This is a genomic window from Pseudomonas phoenicis (assembly GCF_047302395.1).
In the GTDB taxonomy this organism is placed as follows: domain Bacteria; phylum Pseudomonadota; class Gammaproteobacteria; order Pseudomonadales; family Pseudomonadaceae; genus Aquipseudomonas.
Window position 1 is genome coordinate 1423732 of sequence record NZ_CP154852.1, and the last position, 21412, is coordinate 1445143.

General features: G+C 66.2%; 19 protein-coding genes and 1 pseudogene. 7 read left to right on the top strand and 13 right to left on the bottom strand.

What is annotated here, in order from left to right:
* Window positions 1-186: 186 nt before the first annotated feature.
* A complete protein-coding gene (locus AA0Z93_RS06435) occupies window positions 187-1158 on the bottom strand; it encodes a thymidylate synthase (RefSeq protein ID WP_413045886.1) in 972 nt (323 codons plus the stop codon).
* Between the two features lie 46 nt (window positions 1159-1204).
* Window positions 1205-2014: a prolipoprotein diacylglyceryl transferase gene (gene lgt, locus AA0Z93_RS06440; RefSeq protein WP_413045885.1), complete on the bottom strand. Its 810-nt coding sequence runs from the start codon at window positions 2012-2014 to the stop codon at window positions 1205-1207.
* Window positions 2015-2279: 265 nt separating this feature from the next.
* Between lgt and AA0Z93_RS06445 the strand changes: the two genes are divergently transcribed.
* On the top strand, window positions 2280-3035 hold the full coding sequence (locus tag AA0Z93_RS06445; RefSeq protein WP_413045884.1) for an NRDE family protein: 756 nt from the start codon (window positions 2280-2282) through the stop codon (window positions 3033-3035).
* A gap of 68 nt (window positions 3036-3103) precedes the next feature.
* Here the strand turns inward: AA0Z93_RS06445 and ptsP are convergent, their stop codons facing one another.
* From ptsP to ilvA, 4 genes are all read right to left on the bottom strand, one after another.
* Window positions 3104-5383 carry a phosphoenolpyruvate--protein phosphotransferase gene (ptsP, locus tag AA0Z93_RS06450; protein ID WP_413045883.1) on the bottom strand — a complete coding sequence of 760 codons (2280 nt, stop codon included), beginning with the start codon at window positions 5381-5383 and terminating at the stop codon, window positions 3104-3106.
* A 22-nt stretch (window positions 5384-5405) separates the two neighbouring features.
* The gene (locus AA0Z93_RS06455; protein WP_296267315.1) at window positions 5406-5885 is read right to left on the bottom strand and encodes an RNA pyrophosphohydrolase; all 480 of its coding nucleotides are present in this window, start codon (window positions 5883-5885) and stop codon (window positions 5406-5408) included.
* A 205-nt stretch (window positions 5886-6090) separates the two neighbouring features.
* A complete protein-coding gene (locus tag AA0Z93_RS06460; RefSeq protein ID WP_413045882.1) occupies window positions 6091-6495 on the bottom strand; it encodes a DUF2269 family protein in 405 nt (134 codons plus the stop codon).
* 14 nt (window positions 6496-6509) lie between these two features.
* Complete coding sequence (ilvA, locus tag AA0Z93_RS06465) at window positions 6510-8024, bottom strand: threonine ammonia-lyase, biosynthetic (RefSeq protein ID WP_413045881.1); 1515 nt, start codon at window positions 8022-8024, stop codon at window positions 6510-6512.
* A gap of 133 nt (window positions 8025-8157) precedes the next feature.
* Between ilvA and rpiA the strand changes: the two genes are divergently transcribed.
* Entirely contained in the window at window positions 8158-8832 is a 675-nt protein-coding gene (gene rpiA / locus AA0Z93_RS06470) for a ribose-5-phosphate isomerase RpiA (protein ID WP_413045880.1), read from the top strand.
* 21 nt (window positions 8833-8853) lie between these two features.
* On the opposite strand, the gene AA0Z93_RS06475 is transcribed toward rpiA, so the two are convergent.
* The 4 genes from AA0Z93_RS06475 to AA0Z93_RS06490 all read right to left on the bottom strand — a co-directional run bounded on the left by AA0Z93_RS06475 (window position 8854) and on the right by AA0Z93_RS06490 (window position 13023).
* Complete coding sequence (locus AA0Z93_RS06475; protein WP_413045879.1) at window positions 8854-9765, bottom strand: SdiA-regulated domain-containing protein; 912 nt, start codon at window positions 9763-9765, stop codon at window positions 8854-8856.
* A 91-nt stretch (window positions 9766-9856) separates the two neighbouring features.
* On the bottom strand, window positions 9857-10786 hold the full coding sequence (locus AA0Z93_RS06480; RefSeq protein WP_413045878.1) for an SdiA-regulated domain-containing protein: 930 nt from the start codon (window positions 10784-10786) through the stop codon (window positions 9857-9859).
* Window positions 10787-10936: 150 nt separating this feature from the next.
* Window positions 10937-11602, bottom strand: a complete 666-nt coding sequence (locus AA0Z93_RS06485) for a fumarylacetoacetate hydrolase family protein (RefSeq protein WP_413045877.1) — start codon at window positions 11600-11602, stop codon at window positions 10937-10939.
* 23 nt (window positions 11603-11625) lie between these two features.
* Window positions 11626-13023, bottom strand: a complete 1398-nt coding sequence (locus tag AA0Z93_RS06490; RefSeq protein WP_413045876.1) for an FAD-binding oxidoreductase — start codon at window positions 13021-13023, stop codon at window positions 11626-11628.
* Window positions 13024-13206: 183 nt separating this feature from the next.
* Between AA0Z93_RS06490 and serA the strand changes: the two genes are divergently transcribed.
* Window positions 13207-14436: a phosphoglycerate dehydrogenase gene (serA, locus tag AA0Z93_RS06495; protein ID WP_413045875.1), complete on the top strand. Its 1230-nt coding sequence runs from the start codon at window positions 13207-13209 to the stop codon at window positions 14434-14436.
* A 273-nt stretch (window positions 14437-14709) separates the two neighbouring features.
* Window positions 14710-15162, top strand: a pseudogene (locus AA0Z93_RS06500) (transporter substrate-binding domain-containing protein); the annotation flags it as partial.
* 175 nt (window positions 15163-15337) lie between these two features.
* Here AA0Z93_RS06500 and AA0Z93_RS06505 read toward each other — a convergent pair.
* Together AA0Z93_RS06505 and AA0Z93_RS06510 are read right to left on the bottom strand one after the other, a co-directional pair.
* Window positions 15338-15865, bottom strand: a complete 528-nt coding sequence (locus AA0Z93_RS06505) for a DUF523 domain-containing protein (protein WP_413045874.1) — start codon at window positions 15863-15865, stop codon at window positions 15338-15340.
* A 1-nt stretch (window position 15866) separates the two neighbouring features.
* Entirely contained in the window at window positions 15867-16499 is a 633-nt protein-coding gene (locus AA0Z93_RS06510) for a 2OG-Fe(II) oxygenase (RefSeq protein ID WP_413045873.1), read from the bottom strand.
* A gap of 137 nt (window positions 16500-16636) precedes the next feature.
* Between AA0Z93_RS06510 and AA0Z93_RS06515 the strand changes: the two genes are divergently transcribed.
* Window positions 16637-17389 carry a DUF2059 domain-containing protein gene (locus AA0Z93_RS06515; RefSeq protein ID WP_413045872.1) on the top strand — a complete coding sequence of 251 codons (753 nt, stop codon included), beginning with the start codon at window positions 16637-16639 and terminating at the stop codon, window positions 17387-17389.
* A 21-nt stretch (window positions 17390-17410) separates the two neighbouring features.
* On the opposite strand, the gene AA0Z93_RS06520 is transcribed toward AA0Z93_RS06515, so the two are convergent.
* Window positions 17411-18337 carry an alpha/beta hydrolase gene (locus AA0Z93_RS06520; RefSeq protein WP_413045871.1) on the bottom strand — a complete coding sequence of 309 codons (927 nt, stop codon included), beginning with the start codon at window positions 18335-18337 and terminating at the stop codon, window positions 17411-17413.
* Window positions 18338-18452: 115 nt separating this feature from the next.
* Here AA0Z93_RS06520 and AA0Z93_RS06525 point away from each other — a divergent pair, with 115 nt between their 5' ends.
* Window positions 18453-19037 carry a DUF6436 domain-containing protein gene (locus AA0Z93_RS06525; RefSeq protein ID WP_413045870.1) on the top strand — a complete coding sequence of 195 codons (585 nt, stop codon included), beginning with the start codon at window positions 18453-18455 and terminating at the stop codon, window positions 19035-19037.
* A complete protein-coding gene (locus AA0Z93_RS06530; protein ID WP_413045869.1) occupies window positions 19034-21403 on the top strand; it encodes a penicillin acylase family protein in 2370 nt (789 codons plus the stop codon). The genes AA0Z93_RS06525 and AA0Z93_RS06530 overlap by 4 nt, the downstream gene beginning before the upstream one ends.
* Window positions 21404-21412 lie beyond the last annotated feature (9 nt).

Genomic DNA, 21412 nt, shown 5'->3' on the forward strand with positions numbered 1-21412 from the left:
GGGGTTAAGGATGCACCATGACTTTCTGGGACTGAACACCTAAGCTGAAGTTGGTCAGGCCCTGGTGTAGAAACCACGGTCTCGCCGCACACACTTCAGACACAGCGTTACCATCACCTCCCATCACGCTCCCATTCGCGGCATGAATGTAGCCAAGGAGCGCCAACAGGCCGCCCCTGCATCAGCTCAGACCGCCATTGGCGCCGTCAACGGCGGATGGTGCTCATAGCCTTCAAGCGTGAAATCGCTCGGTTCGATCTTCTCCAGCCACTCGGGTTCGTACTTGCCCGTCTCGGCGAACGCCGGCACGCGGTCGCTGATGCGCAGCGTCGGTGCCGGCAGCGGTTCGCGGGTGAACTGCTCGTTGAGCATGTCCAGGTGGTTTTCATAGACGTGCGCGTCGCCGATGAAATAGGTGAACCAGCGCGGCGTGTAGCCGGTCAGGCGCGCGAACAGCGACAGCAGCGCCGCGCCTTCGGTGAGGTTGAAGGGTGTGCCCAGGCCCAGGTCGTTCGAGCGGATGTACAAGGTCAGCGAGAGCTCGCGCTTCGCCACGTCCGGGTGGAACTGGTACAGCAGGTGGCACGGCGGCAAGGCCATTTCGTCGAGCTGCGCGCAGTTCCAGCCGTGGAACAGGATGCGCCGGCTGCCGGGGTCGTTGACGATGGTGTCCAGGCACTGGCGCACCTGGTCGATGGCCTTGTAGAGGATGACGAACGCCTGGCCGTCTTCTTCGTCTTGGGCGATCTGGCGATAGCCTTGGGTCTCGGCCATGGCGATGGCGTCGGGGTTGCTCAGCGCGATGCGCTTGTAGCCCGGCCATTGCCGCCATTGCACGCCGTAGATCTCCCCGAGGTCGTCTTCGCCCTGACGGAACGGGTTGGCCAGCCACTGCGCGTTCTCGTTGGCGTTCTGGTCCCAGACCTTGCAGCCCAGATCGCGGAACTGACCGGCGTTCTTCACGCCGCGCAGAAAGCCGACCATCTCGCCGATGGCCGATTTGAAGGCCAGGCGGCGGGTGGTGATGGCGGGGAAGCCTTGCTGCAGATCGAAGCGCAGCATGGCGCCAGGTCGGCTGATGGTGCGCGTGCCGGTGCGGTTTTCCTGCAGCGTGCCGTTGTCGATGACGTCACGCACCAGGTCTAGATACTCTTTCATGGCTTACCCGTAGCAAAGCGGCCGGGACATGGCCCGGCCGCGGGAATCATTTGACGGCCGTTGCCGTGGGCTGGCGATTATACGCCCACCAGATCAGCCCCAGACCGCCGATGATCATCGGCACGCACAGCACCTGACCCATGGTCAGCCAACCGAACGCCAGATAGCCGAGCTGGGCGTCGGGCACGCGCACGAATTCGACGATGAAGCGGAAGATGCCATAGAACAACGCGAACATGCCGGAGACGGCCATGGTCGGGCGCGGCTTGCGCGAGTACAGCCAGAGGATGGCGAACAGCGCCACGCCTTCGAGGGCGAACTGGTACAGCTGCGAAGGGTGGCGCGGCAATTGCGCGGGGTCGCTGTAGGGTGGGAAGACCATGGCCCATGGCACGTCAGTCGGTTTGCCCCACAGTTCGGCGTTGATGAAGTTGCCGATGCGCCCGGCGCCCAGGCCGATCGGCACCATGGGCGCGACGAAGTCCATCAGTTCGAAGAACGACTTGTCATGCCGTTTGCCGAACCACACCGCAGCGAGCATCACACCGATGAAACCACCGTGGAACGACATGCCGCCTTTCCATACTTCGAAGATCAGCAACGGATTGGCGATATAGGCTTCCAGGTCGTAGAACAGCACATAGCCGAGCCGCCCACCGACGATCACGCCCATCGACAGCCAGAACACCAGGTCGGAAAGCTTTTCGCGGCTCCAGGTGGGGTCGAAGCGGTTCAGTCGGCTCGCGGCCAGTAGCCAGGCGCCGCCGATGCCCACCAGGTACATCAAGCCGTACCAGTGGATTTTCAGCGGCCCGATGGCCAGGGCCACGGGGTCGATCTGCGGGTAAGGCAGCATGGTGATTCCTCTTGATTCAAATCGAAAGGCCGACGCCGGCGAAGGCTCGGCAGGCGGCAAGGCCGCCACTGGACAGCACAGCACAGCACAGCACAGCACAGCACGTAGAGTGCGAACGCCAAACGGCGTTCCCTGGGGAAATCAGTGCGGCATGGTAGCGGAAGGCGGCCCTGTCGCTCCAGGCCTGGCGGCAAATGTGCCGGCGTCGGAGATGGCCCGTACCCGGCAGGCTGGGTAGAGTGGTGCAAACCCTTGGAGGCGACCCATGTGCCTGATCGTATTCGCCTGGCGGCCGGGGCATGCCCTGCCGCTGATCGTGGCGGCCAACCGCGACGAATTCTATGCCCGCCCTACCCAGCCACTGGCCGCCTGGCGCGACGCGCCGGGGGTGTACGCCGGGCGCGACCTGCAAGCCGGCGGCAGCTGGCTGGGCGTAGGGCCCGACGGCCGCTTCGCCGCGCTGACCAACATCCGCGACCCCGACCAGCCCCCCGGGCTGCGCTCGCGGGGCGAACTGGTGGCGGGCTTTCTGCGTGGCCATGACCCGGTGCCCAACGCCCTGGCGCGGTTGGCCGAACAGCACCGTGAATACGCGGGGTTCAACCTGCTGCTGGGCGATAGGCAGCACCTGGGCTACCTCAACGCGCAGCAGGCGCAGCCGCAGCTATTGGAACCGGGCGTGTATGGCCTGTCCAACGCGTGCCTGGACACGCCCTGGCCCAAGCTGACCAAAGCACGCGAACGTCTACGCGCGCAACTGCACGCCCCCGACCCGGCGCAACTAATGGCGCTGCTGGCGGACGCGCAAGTCGCAGGCGACGGAGAATTGCCCGAAACGGGCGTAGGTCTCGAAACGGAGCGCCTGCTGTCGAGCGTCTTTATCGCCAGCCCGCATTACGGCACCCGCGCCAGCACCGTGCTGATCGTCGACGCACAGGGTAATCGGCGCATGGTCGAGCGCAGTTTCGGGCCTTATGGCGGGCATTTGGGGGATGTCGTGCTGGAAATGGGCGGGGTTTGAATCTGGCTGAGCGAGCCGACGAGGCCGGCCCGCGCCCAGCCTTCCACTCAGCAATCCATGGAAAACGCCTACAGCGGTGTCTTCGCCCCTGGCGCGATCATGCGCGACAAGCCCAGGTTCTTCAGCGCCAGTTGCAAGGCGCTGTGGGTCAGCTGCGGGTTGTCGTGACTCATGGCGTCGGCCAGCAACTCGCGGGCCTTCTCCAAACTGACCTGGCGCAGCATCCACTTGACCTTGGGCAGGTTGGTGGCATTCATCGACAGGCTGTCGAAGCCCATGGCCATGAGCAGGATGGCTGCGGCCGGATCGCCCGCCATCTCGCCGCAGATGCTCACCGGGCGGCCTTCGCCATGGGCGTCGCGCACCACCGTCTGCAAGGCCTGCAACACCGCCGGGTGCAGATAGTCGTAGAGGTCGGCGACGCGCGGATTGTTGCGGTCCACCGCTAGCAGGTACTGGGTCAGGTCGTTGGAGCCGACCGAAAGGAAATCGACCTGGCGCGCCAGCTCGCGGGTCTGGTACACGGCGGCCGGAATCTCGACCATCACCCCCACCGGCGGCATCGGCACGTCGGTGCCTTCGTCGCGCACCTCGCCCCAGGCCCTGTGGATAAGGTGCAGCGCCTCTTCCAGCTCATGGATGCCGGAGATCATCGGCAGCAGGATGCGCAGATTGTTCAGACCCTCGCTGGCCTTGAGCATGGCGCGGGTCTGCACCAGGAAGATTTCCGGATGGTCGAGGGTGACGCGGATGCCGCGCCAGCCGAGGAAGGGGTTCTCTTCCTTGATCGGGAAGTACGACAGCGCCTTGTCGCCGCCGATGTCGAGGGTACGCATGGTCACCGGCAGCGGATGGAAGGCCTGCAACTGCTCGCGGTAGATCGCCAACTGCTCCTTCTCGCTGGGGAAGCGCTGGTTGATCATGAACGGCACTTCGGTGCGGTACAGCCCCACCCCTTCGGCGCCACGCTGCTGGGCGCGGGCCACGTCGGCCAGCAGGCCGGTGTTGACCCACAGCGGCATGCGGTGGCCATCGGGGGTCACGCAGGGCAGTTCACGCAAGGCGTCGAGGCCCTGGGCCAGCTGCCGCTCCTCCTCCACCACTTCGCTGTACTGTTTGCGCAGCACTTCGCTGGGGTTGGTAAAGACTTCGCCCTTGTAGCCGTCGACGATCAGCTCGATGCCGTCGACCTTCGAATACGGCAGGTCGACCAGCCCCATGACCGTGGGGATGCCCATGGCCCGGGCCAGGATCGCCACATGGGAGTTGCCCGAGCCCAGCACCGAGACCAGCCCGACCAGCTTGCCCTCGGGCACCTCGCCGAGCATGGCCGGAGTCAGCTCCTCGCTGACCAGGATGGTGTTGTCGGCGTATACCAGCGACAGCGACCGGGCTTCTTGCAGATAGGCCAGCAGGCGTCGACCGAGGTCCTTGACGTCGGAGGCGCGTTCGCGCAGGTAGTCGTCGTCCATCAGTTCGAAGCGGTTGACGTGCTCGGTAACCACTTGGCGCAGCGCGCCCTGGGCCCACTGGCCGGACTTGATGACGGCGACCACTTCGCCACCGAGGGCGGCGTCTTCGAGCATCATCAGGTACACGTCGAACAGCGCTCGTTCTTCGGGGCGCAACTGGGTGGCGAGCTTGGCCGAGAGCTTGCGCATGTCGGCGCGTACGCCTTCGAGCGCATTGCTGAACAGCGCCAGCTCGGCGTCGATGTCTTCGACGGTCTTGTCCGGTACCACGTCCAGGTCCGCCGGCGGCAGCATCACCACCGCACGGCCGACCGCCGCACCGGGCGACCCCGGCACGCCGACGAAGCGCGCTTCCTGGATGCCTTTGCCCTGGCGCCCCAGGCCACGGATCGAGCCGGTGGCCTCGGCATGGGCGATGACCCCGGCCAGTTGCGCGCTCATGGTGACCAGGAAGGCCTCTTCACCTTCGTCGAACTGGCGGCGCTCCTTCTGCTGGATGACCAGCACGCCGACCACCCGGCGATGGTGGATGATCGGGGTACCGAGGAAGGAGGCGAAACGTTCTTCACCGGTTTCGGCGAAATAGCGGTAGCGCGGGTGGACGGCGGCGTCTTCGAGATTGAGCGGCTCCTCACGGGTGCCGACCAGGCCGACCAGGCCCTCGTTGGGCGCCATGCTGACCTTGCCGATGGAGCGCTTGTTCAGGCCCTCGGTGGCCATCAGCACGAAGCGGTTGCTGTCCGGGTCGAGCAGGTACACCGAGCAGACCTGGCTGGCCATGGCTTCCTTGACGCGCAAGACGATGATACCCAGCGCCGTCTTGAGATCTTTGGCGGAGTTCACTTCCTGGACGATCTTGCGCAGCGTATTGAGCATGGCTCGGGGTCGGACTCCGTGGTCAGTCGCGCATCAGCAAGCGCGGGGCAAGCTCTTTTAACGCGCGGCGGTAAACCTCGCGCTTGAATGTCACCACCTGGCCCAGCGGATACCAGTAGCTGACCCAGCGCCAGCCGTCGAACTCCGGTTTTCCGGTCAGGTCCATGCGCACCCGCTGCTCGTTGGTGACCAAACGCAGCAGGAACCATTTCTGCTTCTGGCCGATGCACAGCGGTTGGCTGTGGGTCCGCACCAGACGTTGCGGTAGACGATAACGCAGCCAGCCGCGCGTGCAGGCAAGGATTTCCACGTCATCACGGTCCAGGCCGACTTCTTCATTCAGCTCGCGGTACAGGGCATCTTCCGGCGTTTCGTCAGGGTTGATGCCGCCCTGAGGAAATTGCCAGGCATCCTGGTTGATCCGCCGAGCCCATAGCACCTGTCCGACATCATTCGTAAGAATGATCCCGACATTGGGACGAAAACCATCCGGGTCGATCACGGCCGCAACCTCGAAAACGCATGTCGCCGCATTGTTCCACAAAGCTTGCGAGCGCAGCAACGCGCCCGCTGCGCTTATCTGCGGCAAGCTCGATGGCGAGCGATTGGAGGCCTGAGCGCCGGCTTGCGCGCGTCGGGCGGCTACCCGTCGAGCGGGGCTGCGGTACATCTATAGCCCCTGTCGATGAACGCCCGATGACAACGCCTCAGAGCGGCTTGATACCCATCAATGCGGCGATGCCCAGCAGGCAGGCGCCGCTAAAGACGGCCAGGGCCAGGGTCAGGCGCGACCGGCGGACTTGGACACGGCGCAGGCGCAGCGCGAGCCAGGCCAAGGCGAACAGGGCCAGGCCATACAGCACGCTGGAAGCCAGCAGCCAGGTCTGCCCCAGTGGCCAGCCGATCAGATGCACCAGCCACCAGCCACTGACCGGCAGGCTGAGCAGGCACAGCCCCAGCCCCAGGCCGGCCCACCACTGTGGCCTGCGCAGCGCCGGGGCTGGTGCCGCCGCAGGCGCGCGCCAGGCCCACAGCGCCAGCCCGAGGGCGAGGCCCAGGGTCAGCAGCGCGGCCAGCAGGTGCAGAGCCTTGATCGTGCTCAGATGCTCCATGGCCAGCCCGCCTTCTAGCCCAGGAACAGACGGTAGGCCGGATTCTCGGTCTCGTCCCAGTACGGATAGCCGATCTTGGCCAGCGCCGCCGGCACCAGGTGGCGCTCGTCTTCGGGCACCTGCAGACCGGCGACCACCCGACCGTCGGCCGCGCCGTGGTTACGGTAGTGGAACATGGAAATGTTCCAGCGCCCGCCCAGTTTGGTGAGGAAGTTGAACAGCGCGCCCGGCCGCTCGGGAAATTCGAAGCGCAGCACGATTTCGTCGTGGGCCTTGGCCGAATGCCCGCCGACCATATGGCGGATGTGCAGCTTGGCCAGTTCGTTGTCGGTCAGGTCGGTGACCGGGAAGCCCTGATCGCGCAGGTGCTGCACCAACGCCGCGCGGGGGTCGGTATCGGGGTGGGTCTGCACGCCGACGAAGATGTGCGCTTCGTCTGCGGTGTGCTTGCGGTAGTTGAACTCGGTGATCTGGCGCTTGCCGACCGCCTCGCAGAACGCCCTGAAGCTGCCTGGCCGCTCGGGGATGGTGACGGCGATGATCGCCTCGCGCTTCTCGCCCAGCTCGGCGCGCTCGGCCACGTGGCGCAAGCGATCGAAGTTGACGTTGGCGCCCGAATCGATGGCCACGAAGGTGTGGCCGGTGAGGCCCAGGGTCTCGACGTACTTCTTGATTCCCGCCACGCCCAGAGCGCCGGCGGGCTCGGTGATCGAGCGGGTGTCGTCATAGATGTCCTTGATCGCCGCACAGATTTCGTCGGTGCTCACCGTCAGCACTTCGTCGACGTGCAGGCGGCAGATGTCGAAGGTGTGCTGGCCGATCTGCGCCACCGCCACGCCGTCGGCGAACAACCCCACCTGCGGCAGCACCACGCGCTCGCCGGCGGCCATGGCCGCTTGCAGGCAGTTGGAGTCGTCCGGTTCGACACCGATGACCTTGATCTCCGGGCGCAGGTATTTCACGTACGCGGCGATGCCGGCGATCAGCCCGCCGCCGCCGACCGGCACGAAGATCGCGTCGAGCCGGCCCGGATGCTGGCGCAGGATTTCCATGGCCACGGTGCCCTGCCCGGCGATGGTGTGCGGGTCGTCATACGGGTGGATGTAGACGAAGCCTTTCTCTTCGACCAGTTTCAGCGAGAAGGCCAGCGCTTCGGGGAACGAGTCGCCGTGCAGCACGACTTTGCCGCCGCGCGAGCGCACACCCTCGATCTTGATCTCCGGGGTGGTCTTGGGCATGACGATGGTGGCCTTGATGCCCAGCTCCCGCGCCGCCAGGGCCAGGCCTTGGGCATGGTTGCCGGCCGAAGCCGTCACCACGCCACGCGCCAGTTCCTCGGGGGTCAGCTGCGCCAGCTTGTTGTAGGCGCCGCGAATCTTGAAGGAGAACACCGGCTGCAAGTCTTCGCGCTTGAGCAGAATCTGGTTGCCCAGCCGGCGGCTGAGCTGCCCGGCACTGTGCAGCGGAGTTTCGACCGCAACGTCGTAGACGCGCGAGGTGAGGATCTTCTTGACGTACTGTTCGAGCATCTTGGAAGCACACTGGTCGGCGGGGCGGGGCCTAGGAGTCTACCGCAGCGTCCCGTCGGGGGACCACAGTAACGGTCGGCAAGTCGCTATACTGCGCGCCTTCGAATCCACCCCCGCCCCTCACGGAGCCCGCATGACCCAGGACCAACTCAAACAGGCCGTCGCCCAGGCCGCCGTCGACCTCATCCTGCCCAAACTGGACGCGCGCAGCGTGGTCGGTGTCGGCACCGGTTCCACGGCCAACTTCTTCATCGACGCCCTGGCTCAGCACAAGACCGCCTTCGACGGCGCCGTGGCCAGCTCCGAAGCCACCGCCGTGCGGCTAAAGAACCATGGCATCCCGGTGTACGAGCTCAACAGTGTCGATGCCCTGGAGTTCTACGTCGACGGCGCCGACGAGAGCGACCGGCACCTGAACCTGATCAAGGGCGGTGGCGCGGCCCTGACCCGCGAGAAGATCGTCGCCGCCGTGGCGCGCACCTTCGTCTGCATCGCCGACGCCAGCAAACTTGTGCCGGTACTGGGCGCCTTCCCGCTGCCGGTCGAGGTCATTCCCATGGCCCGCAGCCACGTGGCGCGCGAGCTGGTCAAGCTGGGCGGCGACCCGGTCTATCGCGAAGGCGTGGTGACCGACAACGGCAACCTGATCCTCGATGTGCACAACTTTGAGATCACCGACCCGCGATTGCTGGAAACCCAGATCAACGCCATCGTCGGCGTGGTCACCAACGGCCTGTTCGCCGCCCGCCCGGCCGATGTGCTGCTGCTCGGCACCGAGCAGGGCGTGCAGACCCTCAACGCCGAGTAAGCCCGAAGGTTCGAGCCGCGTTTAGTCCGCCTGCGGCTCGAACACGTAGAACAGGTTGGGCTCGCTGACCAGATAGATCGTCCCCGCCGCATCCATCGCCAGGCCTTCGGCCTGCGGCACGGTGCGCTTCAAGCCGTTATAGCCCTTGCGCAGCGACAGCGTGCTGAGCGGCTTTCCTTCGACGCTCAGTTCCAACACCAGGCGCGACTCGTCCGAGAGCGCCAACAGGTGGCCGCTGCGTTCGTCGAACTGCAAGCTCGACAGGTCGCGCACGAACAGCCGCGAATCGCGCTCGCGGTCCTGCACCACGTGCACAGCGTAAGGCTGCTCCGGGTTCTGGCTGGGGAAGCCGCGCACTTCGTAGATCACCATCGGGTCGCGCTCCTTGGCCACGAACAGGCGCTTGCCCAGCGAGTCGTAGGCCAGGCCCTCGAAGCCTTTGTTGCCGTTGAGGCCGATGCCCAAGGTCAGCTGCTCGGCGTTGGCGGCATCGAGCGTGGTGGTGTGCGCGTCCAGATGCACCAGGATCAGCCGCTGCTGGCGCTCGTCAGTGATGACGAAACGGTCGGGGCCGACGTACTCGACCGCTTCCGGGTCGCCGAAACCGACCAGCGCCACGCGCCGCAGGATGCGGCCGTCGAGCGACAGTTCGATGAGTTCGGAACGGGCATTGGTGACGGTGAAGAGGGTCTTGCGCTCGGGGTCGTAGGTCAGTGCCGAGACGTCGTCTTGCAAACCTTCGATGGGCTGCGCCTGGACCGTGGCGCGGTAGCGCTGCAGGGCGATGCCTTCCGGCGCCGGCTGCCACCAGGTCTTGACGTTGAACCAGCCGCGCTCGAACAGGCGGAATTCCTGGGCGGCCGCGCCCAACCCCAGCAGCAGGCACAGCCCGATGATCGACAACAGCACAGGCAAACGGAAAAAACGACGCATGGACGGCGACTCGACGGAAAAGGTGACGAATCTAACCACGGACAGCTGAAGCAGGGCTTAAGTTTTGCGTAGGAAAACTCAGCAGAAGCGATCAATTCTTCTTGAAGCGGTAGAACAGGTCCGGCTCGCTGACCACATACAAAGTGCCCTCATCGTCCATCGCCACACCCTCGCCGCGCGGAACGTGCGACGCCAGGCCGTTGAAGCCGCCCAGCAAGGTCATGAAGCTGACCTGTTCGCCCTCTTCGTCCAGCTCCAGCAGCATGTGCGAGTCGGCCGACAGGGCCAGCAGGTGCTGCGTACGCGGATCTACCCCGACCGCCGACAGGTTGCGCAGGTCCAGCTCGTCGCTGGGCAGCGGGTACTTGGCCCCGCGCAGCGAGCCGTGTCCGTCGGTGTCCCAGGCGTACAGTTGCGGCGGGCGCTCCTCACCGATCACCAGGCGCTTGCGCTGGGCGTCCCAGGCGACGGCTTCGAAGCCCTTGTTGCCCTCGGGCGAGACGCCGAGGTCGTAGGCGGGGAAGTTGGCGCGGTCGAGCTCGCGGGTCTGCGCGTCGACCTTGACCAGCACCAGGTCGTGCTGGCGCTCGTCGACGATGGCGAGCTGGCCGTTTTCCATCACCGCCACCCCTTCGGGGTTGCTCCAACCGCGCAGAGGTATCTTGCGCAGGACGTCGCCGTCGAGGCTGAGCTCGACCAGGAACGGGTGCTTGCCCATCACCGAAAACAGCGTGCGCGTCGCAGGGTTGAAGGCCAGGTCCGAGGCTTCGTCGTCGCCGATGCCGTCGAGCACCTTGGCGTCGATGTCGGCCACATAGTCGGGCAACCATACGCTTTCCTGGCGCTCGGCCGAGCTTTGCAGGCTCTCCTGCACCCACAGCAGGGCACGGTCGTCCCAATGCATGGCCACGGCCAGACCGGCGCCGATCACGGCCGTCACCGCCAGCCAGAACGGCCAACGACGCCAGGCGGCACGGCCGGGCTGGGACGAGGCATGCGGAAGGGAGGAAGCGCTGGGCATGGTTGCATTCACCTGAAACGTGCGCACTCCTGCGAACGCGAAGGCCGCACGACGGCCCCCGCACTGCCATGGAGCGCCTGGGAAAGGACCCGGCGATTATCCACAACGATTGTGAAAAAAGGGTAAAGCGGCGCATGGCGCGCCGCAGGACTACAGCACGCGGGTTTCGAAGCGGCTGACGCCAGGCAGTTCCAGCACCAGCTCGTCGCCCGACTCGAACGGCCCGACACCGGCCGGCGTGCCGGTCAGGATCACGTCGCCCGCCTGCAGGTAAAACTGCGCGGCCATGTGCTGGACGATCGCCACGATGGGGTTGAGCATCATGGCGCTGTTGCCGTCCTGGCGCACTTCGCCGTTGATGGTCAGGCGGATCGGAATGTCGTTGACGTCGGCGAAGGTGCCCGGCGAGACGAAAGGCGGCAGCACGCAGGCGCCGTCGAAGCACTTGGCCAGTTCCCAGGGCAGACCCTTGTCCTTGAGCGTGCCTTGCAGGTCGCGCAGGGTCAGGTCGAGGGCCGGCGCGAAGCCGGAAATGGCATCGAGCACCTGCTCGGGACTGGCACCGGCCGAAAGCGGCTTGCCCAGCAGCACGGCGATTTCCGCCTCGTAATGCACCGAGCCGCGGCCTTCGGGGATCTTGAAGCCGCCCTCGGCCGGCACCACGCAGCTGCCCGGTTTGATGAACAGCAGGGGTTCGCTGGGAATCGGGTTGTTCAGTTCCTTGGCGTGTTCGGCGTAGTTGCGTCCCACGCACACCACCTTGCCCAGGGGAAAGTGGCTGCGCGTGCCGTCTACGTACTGGTGCTGGTAACTCATGGCCGACTCCATTTTGCTGATTGTCATTCGGGAGCGAAGATCTTACCCGGATTCATGATGCCGTTCGGGTCGAATACCGCCTTGATGGCCTTCATGCAGGCGATCTCCTCGGTGGAACGGCTGTAGTGCAGGTAGTCGCGTTTGGTCATGCCCACGCCATGCTCGGCGGAGATCGAGCCCTGGAAGCGTTCGACGATCTCGAACACCCACTGGTTGACCTTGGCGCAGCGGGCGAAGAACGCGTCCTTGTCCATGCCCGTGGGCTTGAGGATGTTCAGGTGCAGGTTGCCGTCGCCGATGTGCCCGTACCAGACCACTTCCAGATCGGGGTAGTGCTGCGCGACCACGGCGTCGATCTCGCGCAGGAAGGCCGGCACCTTGGCTACCGTCACCGAGATGTCGTTCTTGTAGGGTGTGAAATGCGAGATGGTTTCCGATAGGTACTCGCGCAGTTTCCACAGGTTGCGCAGTTGGGTTTCGCTCTGGCTCATGACGCCGTCGAGCACCCAACCCTGCTCAACGCAGTGCTCGAAGGTGGCCAGCGCCTGCTCGGACACCGCTTCGGTGCTGGCCTCGAATTCCAGCAGGGCATAGAACGGGCAGGCACTGGCGAACGGCGCCGGTACGTCGCCACGGGCAAGAATGTGCGCCAGGCCTTTGTCGGAAAAGAACTCGAACGCGGTGAGATCGAGCTGGCCTTGGAAGGCGTGCAGCACCGGCATGATGGAGTCGAAGTCCGGCGTACCCAAGACCATGGCCGTGAGGTTGCGAGGCGCGCGCTCCAGGCGCATGGTCGCTTCGACCACGAACCCCAGCGTGCCCTCTGCCCCGATGAACAGATGGCGCAGGTCGTAGCCGGTGGCGTTCTTCACCAGGCCTTTGTTCAGGTCCAGCAATTCGCCGGTACCGGTGACCACCTTCAGGCCAGCGACCCAATTGCGCGTCATGCCGTAGCGAATCACTTTGATGCCGCCGGCATTGGTGCCGATGTTGCCGCCCAGCTGGCTGGAGCCGGAGGAGGCGAAATCCACTGGATAGTACAGCCCCTGCTCTTCGGCGAAGCGCTGCAGTTGTTGAGTGACGACGCCGGGCTGGCACACCACGCTGCGGTCCACGCCATCGAAGGCGAGGATCCGGTTCATCTGGTCGAACGCCACCACCACTTCGCCTCGGGCCGCCACGGCGGCCGCCGACAGGCCGGTGCGCCCGCCCGAGGGCACCAGCGCCACCTGATGACGGTTGGCCCAGCGCACGATGGCCTGCACCTGCTCGACGGTCCTGGGCAAGACCACGGCGCTGGGCGCAGGGGCGTAATGGTGGGTCCAGTCCTTGCCATAGGCCTGTAGCGAGGCAGGGTCGGTGAGCACGTGGGCGGGAGCGACCAGGGCGGTCAGTTCCGTGAGGGCTGCGGCATCGGTCATGGCGGATCACTCGAACTATTCATGGTCACCCTGAGCACGCTTCATGTGGCGCGTTCAGTTCCTATCGTGTCGCGTATGGTAGCATCTGGCCCCCGTTGTCCGTGCTAGGCACCGCCTGAAGGGCCCCGTCGCCGCGCCGCCGCAACGCTCGCCATTTTTTCTCCGGGATACAGGTTCACGCACATGAGCAAGACCTCTTTGGAAAAGAGCAAGATCAGGTTCCTTCTGCTGGAAGGTGTGCACCAGAACGCCGTCGACGTACTGAAGGCCGCTGGTTATTCCAACATCGAGTACCTCACCGGTTCGCTGCCTGAAGCCGAACTCAAGGAAAAGATCGCGGACGCCCACTTCATCGGTATTCGCTCGCGCACGCAACTGACCGAAGAGATCTTCGACTGTGCGAAGAAACTGGTCGCGGTAGGCTGCTTCTGCATCGGTACCAACCAGGTCGACCTCAATGCCGCTCGCGAGCGCGGCATCGCGGTGTTCAACGCGCCCTACTCCAATACCCGTTCGGTGGCCGAGCTGGTGCTGGCCGAGGCCATCCTGCTGCTGCGCGGCATTCCCGAGAAAAACGCCTCCTGCCACCGTGGCGGCTGGATCAAGAGCGCGGCCAACTCGTTCGAGATCCGTGGCAAGAAGTTGGGCATCGTCGGTTACGGCTCGATCGGCACCCAGTTGTCGGTGCTGGCCGAAAGCTTGGGGATGCAGGTCTACTTCTTCGATCCGCTGACCAAACTGCCCTTGGGCAACGCCACCCAGGTCGGTTCGCTGAACGAGTTGCTGGGCCTGGCCGACATCGTCTCGCTGCACGTGCCTGAGCTGCCGTCCACCCAGTGGATGATCGGCGAGAAGGAAATCCGCGCCATGAAGAAGGGCGCGATCCTGATCAACGCCGCCCGCGGCACCGTGGTCGAGCTCGACCATCTGGCCAATGCCATCAAGGACAAGCACCTGATCGGCGCTGCCATCGACGTGTTCCCGGTCGAGCCGCGCTCCAACGACGAAGAGTTCGAAAGCCCGCTGCGCGGCCTGGACAACGTCATCCTCACCCCGCACATCGGCGGTTCGACCGCCGAGGCCCAGGCCAACATCGGTCTGGAAGTGGCGGAGAAGCTGGTCAAGTACAGCGACAACGGCACCTCCGTGTCGTCGGTCAACTTCCCCGAAGTGGCCCTGCCGGCCCACCCGGGCAAGCACCGTCTGCTGCACATCCACCAGAACATCCCGGGCGTGCTCAGCGAGATCAACAGCCTGTTCGCGGAAAACGGCATCAACATCTCCGGCCAGTTCCTGCAGACCGATGACAAGGTCGGCTACGTGGTCATCGATGTCGACGCCGAATACTCGGACCTGGCGCAAGAGAAGCTGCAACACGTCAAAGGCACGATCCGCTCGCGCGTATTGTTCTAACGCCTTGCCAGAGCGGCTGGACCGGGGCTCCGGTTCGGCCGTTGCGGTTCGCGCAGCGGGCCCCATGCCCATCATCGAACCTCGCCAGGCAAGGCGCGACATCCGAATCGTCGCGGCTACCGACGCTCGGCCGACCTTGCCCATGTGGCAGCAAAAACTGCGCCGCCGGGCAAACCTAACCCCACCTCCACTGTCATAGGCTGCGCTCGACCGGGCCGGCCACGCTGTGCACAATGCCCGGCGCTACCCTCACACGACAGTAAGGAACTCCCCATGCGTTCATCCCTAGGCGTACTGCTCGCAGTACTGATCAGTCCGTTGGCCCAGGCCGAGCTGCTGGACGAAGTCAACGACCGGGGCGAACTGCGTATCGCGGTGCAGGCCGAGCATGCGCCCTACGTCTTCAAGGACGGCGAGCACCTGAACGGCTTCGACGTCGAGTTCGGCCAGGCCCTGGCCGGCGAGCTGGACCTGCGCGCCACCTTCATCGAGACGCCGGCCAATGAGCGGTTGGAGGGGGTCGAAAGCGGCCTGTACGACATCGCCCTGGACGACCAACCGCTGCCCGCCGCAGCGGCGGTCGGCAGTAGCCAACCCTACGGTGCGGCCGCGCGGACGATCCCGTTCCAGAAGGACAACCCTGCCTTCGAAAGCGCGCTGAACAATGCGCTGCAACGACTGGACAAGAACGGTCGGGTGGGTGAACTGGAAACCAAGTGGCTCAAGCCTGGGGCCATGGCCGCCGAAGCGGCGAACGCGTCCAAGACTCCGGCTGCGTCCTCAGAAACGACGCAGACACCGGTGATGCCGGATACGTCCTCCGAGGCAGCGCAGACACCTGAGACCCCGACTGCGTCCCCAGAAGCGGCGAAAGCACCCGAAACGCCAGTTGCCGCGCCGTCTACGGACGCAGAGCCTCGCTGACCCCGACGGCCGGCGCCAATAATGCCTCGGCCGCCTCCTCCAACTGCAATTCGCTGAACACCCGCACCCCTTCGCGGCGCAGCAGCGCCGCCGTGACGCCCTCTCCCGAGACCTTCACCCCACTGAAGCTGCCGTCATAGGTCAGCCGATTGCCGCACGACGGGCTGCCGGCCTTGAGCACGGCCAGGGTGATGCCGTGCTCGCGCGCCAGGGCCAAGGCGCGCTCGGCACCGGCCAGGAAGGCGGCGGTCAGGTCGTCGGCCGCCTCGGTCAGTACCCGCGCCTGGCCATCGAGCACCTGCCCACCCTGACCGCCGGGAATTTCCGCAGCCGGCCGTGGCGTCGGCAACCCGCCGGCCACTTCCGGACACAGAGGCACCACACGGCCCTCGGCCTGCCAACGCTGCAACAGGTCGGGATAGCCGCTGGCGCGGCCGTCGTAGCGTACCGGACGCCCCAGCAGGCAAGCGCTGACCAGCACCTTTTCGAGCGGTGGGTGGCCCATGTCAGAACGGCTCGTTGCCACGGCGGCGGAACCAGCCGGTGAGCGACAGCCGCTCGCGCTGGGTCGCCAGCACTTCGTGGGGGACTTCGCCAGACAGGAACACCACCAGCGAACCTGCCACCGGCGCGACGTCGTGCACGTCCTGCTCGCCCAGAAACAGCCGCAGCTCGCCGCCATCGCCGGGCTGCCACGCCTCGTTGAGGTAGAGCACCGTCGAGACCATGCGCCGGTCGTCGTCGCGGAAACGGTCCAGGTGACGCCGATAGAAGGCACCGCGCGGATACAGGGCGAAGTGGCACTCGAAATCTTCCAGGCCCAGGAACAGGCCGCGATTGAGGTCCAGACGCAAGCTGTCCATGACCGCCAGGTAACGGTCGCAGGCTTGGGTCTCGCCTGGCTCGAGCCATTGCGTCTGATCGCCGCGCACGGCCTCGCGCACGGTTTGGGCGTCGCCCCGGCCGATCGCCGCGGGGCTCAGCTCGCCCTGGGCCGAACGGCGCAGGCAATCGGCGGCCAGGGCGCGGGTCAGCTCGGCGGGCAGGAACAGGGGCTGCCGCGACCAGCCACACTGGGCCAGGTCGTCGACGATGGTCGATGACATCGGGTGTTCGAGAGGTAGGGTCATGGCCGGCATCATAGCCTCAAGCCCGGCTGCCGCACAGCACCGTCGCAGGCGCCGTCGGCCTGCCGCTGGGCCGACGGGCGCGTCGGGCATCTCGACAAACCGCGCCACTGCCACGGACAATGGCGCACTGCCGACAGGAGTCTTGAATGCGCCGTCCGTTTTCCCTGCTTGTGCTGATGATCTGCGCGCTGCCTGTCTGGGCCGACAACCTCGATCAGCTGTACAAAGTCGCCGGCTGGCCCGACCAGCGCGCGCATTTCACCGATGCCCTGAGCGCCGCCCAGCAACGCTACCGCAGCAGCCTGCCACCGGCGGTGTTCCAGGCGCTGGTCGACAACAGCAACCAGCGTTTCCAGGCCGCGGCCATCGACCGTCGCGCCCTGGCGCAGTTGCGTGCGACCCTGTCCGATCCCTCCCCGGCCCTGACGTTCTTCCAGTCGCCCTTGGGCCGGAAGATCGTCGCCGCCGAGTTGTTGGCCACGCGCAAGGACCAACTGGCGAAGAACGCCCAGGGCCTGCCGAAGATCCAGGCCAGCGACGACCGCCTGCTGCTGATCGGCCATCTGGCCAAGGCCCTGCCAGCCCGCGAAGCCGGGGCCGAAGTCAGCCTGGCGATCGCCGGCGTGGCTGCCGACAGCCTGAGCTCGATGCTCCCCGGGCTGTTCGGCGGCGGTCAGGCCCAAGGCATGCTCGACGGTCAGCGCCAGCGCCTGATGCAGCAGATCGGCGCGGACCTCGACAACACCTTGCTGTATGTCTACCGCGAACTGTCCGACACCGAACTGGAAGCGTTCGCCACTTTCGCCGAGTCGCCCGAAGGCCAGGCCTATTACCAGGCCGCGGTGGCGGCGGTGCGTGCAGGGCTGGCGGTCGGCCAGAACGGTGCCGACCTGCGCTAGGCGCTTTGCGAAGGCGCCCGGTCAGTCCAGGTGCTGGCCGAGGAACTCGAAATAGCGCTGGCGAACTACTGGCAGCTCGTTCACCAGATGATGCCGCGCCTCAGGCAGCATGAGGATCTGCGGCCCGCTGAACTTGCGTTGCAGCACCCGCAGGTTGTGCGTCCAGTCCACCGTCCCGTCCTGCTGGCCTTGCACAATCAGCACCGTGCGATCGCTCGCCGGGGCCGCCTCGATGCGGGTGATCCACGACGCCAGCGCCCCCACCCAGGCCGTGGGCAGGCGCCGCGGCTGCAACGAATCGGTGCGCAGGAACGGCAAAAAATCCGGGTCGGAACTGTTGTCGGTGAAGCGCCGCTCGATGCCGTCGACGAAATGCCGCATCACCTGATAGCTGAGCTTCGACCAGCCCCACGCTCGCGGGCGTACCAGCGGCGCGAGCAGCATCGCCTGGCCGTCGATCGGGCTTTGCCCGGCACAGTGCAATAGATGATCGACCACGATGGCGCCCCCGGTACTCTGCCCGCACAGGTGCCAGGGCCGTGGCAGGTCCAGGGCCTGGGCCTGCGCGAACAACGCCGAGAGCACCTGTTGATAGACCGCAAAGTCGTCGATGCTGGCCCGTGCGCCGCTGGACAGGCCATGGCCGGGCAGGTCGCAGCTGATCACCGCATAGCCGCGGCCCAGTGCCCACTCGATCAGGTGGCGGTACAAGCCCATGTGGTCGTAGAAGCCATGCAGCATGAACAGCGTCGCCACCGGCGCCACGGGCATCCACACCTGGCCGACCACCTGGAAACCGGCCACCTCGAAAGTGCCCAAGTGCTGCGCGCCCGGCAGCGCCAGGCCATAGAAGCGTTGATAGCTCAGGGCCGGCTCGTCCAGCGCGGCGCGCTCGGCCAGGGGCACCAGGCGCGCGCGCAGTTGATCGGGGTGGAAGGTGGCAGGCATTGGGTGAATCCACGGCAAACGAGTATTGACCTGCGATATTCAGCTCATGCTCGCGCCGTGGCAAGCTGGGCGCCCCTTCATTGCCCGCAGCGTGCGTGGCGTTCATGGATCGATCATGCCCAGTCGCCCTTGCCCTACTCCGTGGATCGTCTTGCTGGCCCTGGCCTGCGCCGTCGTCGCCTGGCTGGCCTACACCCAGTTCCAGGCCCGCTACCTGCGCAGCTTCGACGACCGCGCCACGCTGTTCTCGGGCGAGGCACTGCGCCTGCCCGCCCAGCTGGCCGGCCCCGGCCCCATCCGCGTGGTGCACTTCTGGGACCCAGCCTGCCCCTGCAACGTCGGCAACCAGCAACACCTGGCCGAACTGCTGGAGCGGTTCGCGGGCGCCGAAGTCGTCTTCTATGCGGTACGCAAACCCGGCAGCCAAGGTCGGTTGCCGGCGTCGCTGAAGGCTCTGCACGAGTTGCCCGGGCTGCCGGGCGGCGCGACCCTGCCGGCCAGCCCGGCCGTGGCCATCTGGGACCGCCAGGGCGCATTGGTGTACGTTGGGCCGTACAGCGAAGGCGCCGTCTGCACCTCGGGCAACAGCTTCATCGAACCCATCCTCACCGCCCTGCACGCCGGGCGCTCGGTGAGTGCAACCAACACCTTGGCCGTGGGCTGCTACTGCCCCTGGTCGGACCGCGAGGCCGCATTGTGAAACGTCGTTTGCTCATCGGCGCCTTGGGCGCGACTTTGATCCTGATCGCCGCCAGTGCCTGGTACTTGCACAGCAAGCAACCGCAGCGTAGCGGCGAGCGTGCACTTGCCGGCCTGCAGGCGCCGGTCAGCGTGCGCTACGACGACCGCGGCGTGCCGCACATCCAGGCCGACAACGAAGCCGACCTGTATCGCGCCCTGGGCTACGTGCACGCCCAAGACCGCCTGTTCCAGATGGAAATGGTGCGGCGCCTGGCCCGTGGCGAACTGGCCGAGGTGCTGGGCAGCGCGCTGGTGCCCACCGACCGCCTGTTCCGCAGCCTGCGCATTCGCGAACAGGCGGCGCGCATGGTCGCGCGCGCCGACCACCAGGCGCCGTCCTGGCAAGCGTTGGAGCGCTACCTGGACGGTGTCAACGCCTGGCAGGCCAGCCACCCCAGGCCTGTGGAGTTCGACCTGCTGGGCATCGCCGAGCGCCCTTTCACCGCCGAAGACACGTTGAGTGTGGCCGGCTACCTGGCCTACAGCTTCGCCGCCGCTTTGCGCACCGAGCCTGCGCTGACCTATGTGCGCGATCGGCTCGGCACCGAGTACCTGGCGATCTTCGACCTCGACTGGCAGCCTGGCGGCGCCCTGCCGCCCACGCTGGCCGCCCAGGACTGGCGCAGCCTCGAAGGCCTGGCTCGGCTCAGCCGGCAGGCGCTGGGCGAGGCCGGCATCGCCCAGTTCGAAGGCAGCAACGCCTGGGCCGTGGCCGGCAGCCGCACCCGCAGCGGCTACCCATTGCTGGCGGGCGACCCGCACATCGGTTTCGCCGTGCCGTCGGTGTGGTACGAGGCCGAGCTGTCGGCACCGGGCTTCAACCTCCATGGCCACTTCCAGGCGCTGAACCCCTTCGCCCTGCTCGGGCACAATCGCGAATTCGGCTGGAGCCTGACCATGTTCCAGAACGACGATGTCGACCTGATCGCCGAAAAGCCCAACCCCACCGACCCGGACCAGGTGTGGGTCGACGGCCGCTGGCAGGCGCTGCAACACACCCAGCAACAGATCGCGGTCAAGGGCGAGGTCGCGGTTACCCTCGACCTGCGCCGCTCGCCCCACGGCCCCATCGTCAACGATGTGCTGGGCGAGGCGGCAAGTGTTGCGCCCATCGCTCTGTGGTGGGCCTTTCTGGAAACCGAGAATCCAATTCTCGAAGCCTTCTACCAGATCAATCGCGCCGACAGCCTGGACAAGATGCGCACGGCCGCTGCGCAGATCCACGCGCCCGGGCTCAACCTGGTATGGGCCAACGCCCGCAGTGACATCGGCTGGTGGGCGGCGGCGCAGTTGCCGGTGCGCCCGGCGGGCGTGAACCCGACGTTCATCCTCGACGGCAGCAGCGCCCAGGCCGACAAGCTCGGTTTTCTGCCGTTCAGCGCCAACCCGCAGCAGGAGAACCCCGAGGTGGGCTACATCGTTTCGGCCAACGCGCAACCCGCCGCCGCCCAGCCCATCCCCGGCTACTACAACCTGCCCGACCGCGGCCGGCAATTGCAGCGCCAGCTCGCCGACCCGCAAGTGGCCTGGGACGTGCACAACAGCCAGGAACTGCAACTGCAAACCGCCACCGACTACGGCCCACGTACCCTGGCGCCGCTGCTCGGCATCCTGCGCCAGGTGGCCGAAGGCGCCGAGCAACGCGAGCTGGTCGAGCAGTTGGCGGGCTGGACGGGCGACTACCCGCTCGACTCGACCAGCGCCACCCTGTTCACCCAGTTCCTCTACGAACTGGCCTACGCCGCTTTGCACGACGAGCTGGGCGATACCTGGTTCGACATGTTGCTCAGTACCCGCGCCATCGACGCCGCGCTGCCGCGCCTGGCCGCCGACGCCGACTCGCCCTGGTGGGCCTCGCGCGGCAGCGCCCAGGCCACCGACCGCACCGCCGTCGTGCGCCAGGCCTGGCAGCGCAGCCTGGCGCACCTTGGCGAGCTGTACGGTAACGACCCCAACGGCTGGCAATGGGGCAAGGCGCATACCCTCACCCACCACCATCCCTTGGGGCAGCAGAAGCCGTTGAACCTGCTGCTCGATGTGGGACCCTTCGCCGCGCCCGGCAGCCATGAGGTGCCGAACAACCTCTCGGCCAGGCTGGGACCGGCGCCCTGGCCGGTGAATTACGGCCCTTCGACGCGGCGCCTGATCGATTTCGCCGATGCCGGCCAGGCCTTGAGCATCAACCCGGTGGGCCAGAGCGGCGTGCCGTTCGATAGCCACTATGCCGACCAGGCCGAGGATTATGTGCAGGGGCGTTATCGCACGGTGCGGATGGGGGTGATCCCGGCGCAGAGTACGTTGCGGTTGGTACCTGAAAAGCACTGAAGCGGTACA

Bases quoted from the DNA above. Each gene is read 5' to 3' on its own strand.
- AA0Z93_RS06435 (WP_413045886.1), bottom strand. From the start codon at position 1,158: ATGAAAGAGTATCTAGACCTGGTGCGTGACGTCATCGACAACGGCACG.
- lgt (WP_413045885.1), bottom strand. From the start codon at position 2,014: ATGCTGCCTTACCCGCAGATCGACCCCGTGGCCCTGGCCATCGGGCCG.
- AA0Z93_RS06445 (WP_413045884.1), top strand. From the start codon at position 2,280: ATGTGCCTGATCGTATTCGCCTGGCGGCCGGGGCATGCCCTGCCGCTG.
- ptsP (WP_413045883.1), bottom strand. From the start codon at position 5,383: ATGCTCAATACGCTGCGCAAGATCGTCCAGGAAGTGAACTCCGCCAAA.
- AA0Z93_RS06460 (WP_413045882.1), bottom strand. From the start codon at position 6,495: ATGGAGCATCTGAGCACGATCAAGGCTCTGCACCTGCTGGCCGCGCTG.
- ilvA (WP_413045881.1), bottom strand. From the start codon at position 8,024: ATGCTCGAACAGTACGTCAAGAAGATCCTCACCTCGCGCGTCTACGAC.
- rpiA (WP_413045880.1), top strand. From the start codon at position 8,158: ATGACCCAGGACCAACTCAAACAGGCCGTCGCCCAGGCCGCCGTCGAC.
- AA0Z93_RS06475 (WP_413045879.1), bottom strand. From the start codon at position 9,765: ATGCGTCGTTTTTTCCGTTTGCCTGTGCTGTTGTCGATCATCGGGCTG.
- AA0Z93_RS06480 (WP_413045878.1), bottom strand. From the start codon at position 10,786: ATGCCCAGCGCTTCCTCCCTTCCGCATGCCTCGTCCCAGCCCGGCCGT.
- AA0Z93_RS06485 (WP_413045877.1), bottom strand. From the start codon at position 11,602: ATGAGTTACCAGCACCAGTACGTAGACGGCACGCGCAGCCACTTTCCC.
- AA0Z93_RS06490 (WP_413045876.1), bottom strand. From the start codon at position 13,023: ATGACCGATGCCGCAGCCCTCACGGAACTGACCGCCCTGGTCGCTCCC.
- serA (WP_413045875.1), top strand. From the start codon at position 13,207: ATGAGCAAGACCTCTTTGGAAAAGAGCAAGATCAGGTTCCTTCTGCTG.
- AA0Z93_RS06505 (WP_413045874.1), bottom strand. From the start codon at position 15,865: ATGGGCCACCCACCGCTCGAAAAGGTGCTGGTCAGCGCTTGCCTGCTG.
- AA0Z93_RS06510 (WP_413045873.1), bottom strand. From the start codon at position 16,499: ATGCCGGCCATGACCCTACCTCTCGAACACCCGATGTCATCGACCATC.
- AA0Z93_RS06515 (WP_413045872.1), top strand. From the start codon at position 16,637: ATGCGCCGTCCGTTTTCCCTGCTTGTGCTGATGATCTGCGCGCTGCCT.
- AA0Z93_RS06520 (WP_413045871.1), bottom strand. From the start codon at position 18,337: ATGCCTGCCACCTTCCACCCCGATCAACTGCGCGCGCGCCTGGTGCCC.
- AA0Z93_RS06525 (WP_413045870.1), top strand. From the start codon at position 18,453: ATGCCCAGTCGCCCTTGCCCTACTCCGTGGATCGTCTTGCTGGCCCTG.